The 4114-nt window shown below is 69.4% G+C and carries 1 protein-coding gene; it reads left to right on the top strand.

Features of this window, described 5'->3' with window-relative positions:
* Positions 1-4114 (top strand): non-ribosomal peptide synthetase (locus A5680_RS11115; RefSeq protein ID WP_156675065.1); only part of this gene is annotated, 4114 nt, incomplete at both ends.

Genomic DNA, 4114 nt, shown 5'->3' on the forward strand with positions numbered 1-4114 from the left:
TCCTGGTGGAGCGGCTGGGTCCCACCCGCAGCCTCAGCCATCACCCCCTGATCCAAGTCGTCCTCGCCTGGCAGAACCTGCCCTGGCAACACGAGGGCCCGGCCGCCGGGCTGACGCTGGGCGATGTGCGGGTCACCCCGATGCCGGTGGACACCCAGGTCGCCCGGATGGATTTGGTGTTCTCGCTGGCCGAACGCTGGACCGAGGACGGCCAGCCCGCCGGCATCGGCGGCGCGGTCGAATTCCGCACCGACGTGTTCGACACCGCGACCGTGGAAAGGCTGATCGAGCGGCTGCGAGGGGTGCTGGTTCAACTCACGGCCGATCCCTCCCGCCGGCTTTCATCGATCGAAGTGCTCGACGAGTCCGAACAGGCCCACCTCGAGGCCATCGGAAACCGCGCGGCGCTGAATGAGCAAGCGCCCGTGGTGTTTTCGATTCCGGAGTTGTTCGCCGCGCAGGCCGCCCGGGCGCCGCAGGCGGTGGCGATTACCGATGGTGAGCGGTCGTGGACGTATGGCGAGGTGGAGGAGTCGGCGAACCGGTTGGCGCAGTTGTTGGTGAGCCGGGGTGCTGGCCCGGGCGAGCGGGTGGCGGTGGTGTTGCCGCGGACGGCCGAGGCTGTGGTGGCGATTTTGGGGGTGCTGAAGACCGGGGCGGCGTATGTGCCGGTGGATCCGTCGGTGCCGGCGGCGCGGATTGAGTTTGTGTTGGGTGATGCCGCGCCGGTCGCGGCGGTGACGACCGCGGCGGTGCGCTCGCGCCTGGACGGGCAGGCCTTGGACATCGTCGATTTCGACGACCCCGCCGTGGCGGCGCAACCGGGCGGCGGGTTGGCGGCGCCGTCGGCGGAGGACGTCGCCTACATCATCTATACGTCCGGGACCACCGGCACCCCGAAGGGGGTGGCGGTGCCGCACCGCAACGTGACTCAGCTGCTGGAGTCGTTGGATGCGCAGCTGGCGCTGGGGCAGGTGTGGACGCAGTGCCACTCGCTGGCCTTCGACTTTTCGGTGTGGGAGATCTTCGGGTCGTTGTTGTACGGCGGCCGGCTGGTGATGGTGCCGGATGCGGTGGTCCGCTCGCCGGAGGAGCTGCACGCGATGCTGGTCCGGGAACAGGTCAGCGTGCTGAGTCAGACGCCGTCGGCGTTTTATGCGTTGCAGACCGCGGATGCGTTGGCCCCGGAGTTGGGTCAGCAGTTGAAGTTGCAGACGGTGGTGTTTGGTGGGGAGGCGCTCGAGCCGCATCGGCTGGGCCGGTGGTTGCATCATCATCCGGGGTTGCCGCGGTTGATCAATATGTATGGGATCACCGAGACCACGGTGCATGCGTCGTTTCGGGAGGTCGTCGATGGGGATGTCGACAGCAATGCCAGCCCGATCGGGGTGTCGCTGGCGCATCTGGGGTTCTTTGTGCTGGATGGCTGGTTGCGGCCGGTGCCCGAGGGTGTGGTCGGTGAGTTGTATGTGGCCGGGCGGGGTTTGGCGCACGGATATGTGGGCCGGTCGGCGTTGTCGGCGACGCGGTTTGTGGCGTGCCCGTTCGGCGGGACCGGTGCGCCTGGACAACGTATGTATCGCACCGGGGACTTGGTGCGCTGGGGTGCCGATGGCCAGTTGCAGTACCTGGGCCGCGCCGACGAACAGGTCAAGATCCGCGGCTACCGCATCGAACTCGGCGAAATCCGCACCGCGCTAACGGCTTTGGACGGGGTTGAGCGGGCGGTCGTGGTCCTTCGGGAAGACCGGCCCGGCGACAAGCGGCTGGTGGGCTACGTGACCGGGACCGCCGATCCGGCCGAGATCCGCGACCGCCTGGCCGAGCGGCTGCCCAGTTACCTGGTACCGGCCGCGGTCGTCGCCATGGACGAGCTGCCGCTGACGGTCAACGGCAAGCTCGACACCCGCGCCCTGCCCGCACCCGGCTATCGCGGCAGCGAATACCGCCCACCGGCGACGATGACCGAGGAGATCCTGGCCGGCATCTACGCCCAGGTGCTCGGGGTGGACCGCGTCGGCGTCGACGACTCCTTCTTCGACCTCGGCGGGGATTCCTTGTCCGCCATGCGGTTGATGGCCGCGGTCAACACCGGTCTGGACGCCCACCTGGAAGTGCGGACCCTGTTCGAGGCCCCCACCATTCGCCAATTGGCGCCACGCCTGGGCGCCGCCGAGGACAGGCCGGCCCGGGTGGTGGCAGGTCCGCGCCCCGCGGTGGTGCCGTTGTCGTTCGCTCAGAACCGATTGTGGTTCACCGACCAGTTGCAGGGACCGTCGCCCGTCTACAACATGGCCGCCGCGATGCAACTGGACGGCGACCTGGACGTCGATGCGCTCGCGGCGGCGCTGGCCGATGTCGTGGCCCGACACGAAACCCTGCGCACCGTGTTCGTCGCACCCGAGGGCACACCGCAGCAGGTGGTCATCCCCGCCGCGCAGGCCGACATCGGTTGGCGGGTGGTCGATGCCGGCGGTTGGTCGCCGAGCCGCCTCACCGAGACCATCGAGACCGCGGCGCGCCACACGTTCGATCTGAGCACCCAAATGCCCTTGCGGGCCATGCTTTTCCGCGTCACGGCCAACCGGCACGTGCTGGTGGCCGTCGCCCACCACATCGCCGCCGACGGGTGGTCACTGGCGCCGCTGGTGCGCGATCTCGGCGCGGCCTACGCCAGCCGGTGCGCGGGCGAGCCACCCGCCTGGGCGCCGCTGCCGGTGCAGTACGTCGACTACACGCTGTGGCAGCACGCCCGGTTCGGCGAACTGGATGATCCCGCCAGCCCCATCGCCGGGCAGCTTCGGTATTGGCAACGGGCCCTGGCCGACCTGCCCGAACACCTCGCGCTCCCCACCGACCGGCCCTACCCGGTGGAGGCCGACTATCGCGGCTCCAGCGTCACCGTCCAGTGGCCGGCGAAACTGCAGCAACGCGTGCGCGAGGTGGCCCGCGACCACAACGTGACGAGCTTCATGGTGGTCCAGGCCGCGTTGGCGGTGCTGCTGGCCAAGGTCAGCGCGACGTCCGATGTGGCGGTGGGCTTTCCGATCGCCGGACGGCAGGATCCGGCGCTGGATGAGCTGGTCGGATTCTTCGTCAACACGTTGGTGCTCCGGATCGATCTGACCGGAAACCCCACGCTCGGTGAGGTATTGGCCCAGGTGCGGCAGCGCAGCCTCGCGGCCTACGAAAACCAGGGCGTGCCCTTCGAGGTACTGGTGGAGCGGCTCAACCCCACCCGCAGCCTCGCCCATCACCCGCTGGTGCAGGTCATGCTGACCTGGCAGAACGGCAGCCCCACCGAACTGAGCCTGGGCGACGTGGCAGTCACCCCACTGGCGCTTCAAAACCGCACGGCGCGAATGGATCTGGTGTTCTCACTGGCCGAGCGCTGGACCGCGGATGGCCGGCCGGACGGCGTCGACGGGACGGTCGAGTTCCGCACCGACGTGTTCGACGCCGACACCGTCGAGGCGCTGATCACCCGTTTGGAGCGGGTGTTGGTCGCACTGACGACCAACACCACCCGGCGGCTGTCGGCGGTCGATGTGCTGGACGCCGGTGAGCGCGCTTGGTTGGACGGGGCCGCTGGTCGGGCGGTGCTGGCCCGGCCGTGGACCCCGGCGTCGATTCCGGCGTTGTTCGCCGCGCAGGTGGCCCGTCGGGCGGGTGCGCCGGCGGTGACGTTCGAGGGGCGGTCGTTGACTTACCGCGAGCTCGATGAGGCGGCAAATCGGTTGGCGCACGCATTGATTGAGCATGGCGCCGGTCCGGGGCAAGCCGTCGCCTTGCTCCTCCCGCGGTCGGCCGAGGCGGTGGTGGCGATTCTGGCGGTGCTCAAGGCCGGTGCGGCGTATTTGCCGATCGATCCGGCGTTGCCGGCGGCGCGGATTGCTTTCATGCTCACCGACACCGCCCCGATCGCCGCGGTCACGACCGCGGCGTTGGCCGAGAAGCTGGAGGGCCATCACCTTTCGGTGGTAGATGTGGCCGATCCGGCCCTGGCCGCCCAGCCCGCGACGGCGCCGCCGGGGCCGTCCCCCGAGGACATGGCGCACATCATCTACACCTCGGGCACCACCGGCACGCCGAAGGGGGTGGCGGTCACACACGC

Origin of the sequence: Mycobacterium sp. E2989 (genome assembly GCF_001667595.1) — a bacterium.
GTDB lineage: Bacteria > Actinomycetota > Actinomycetes > Mycobacteriales > Mycobacteriaceae > Mycobacterium.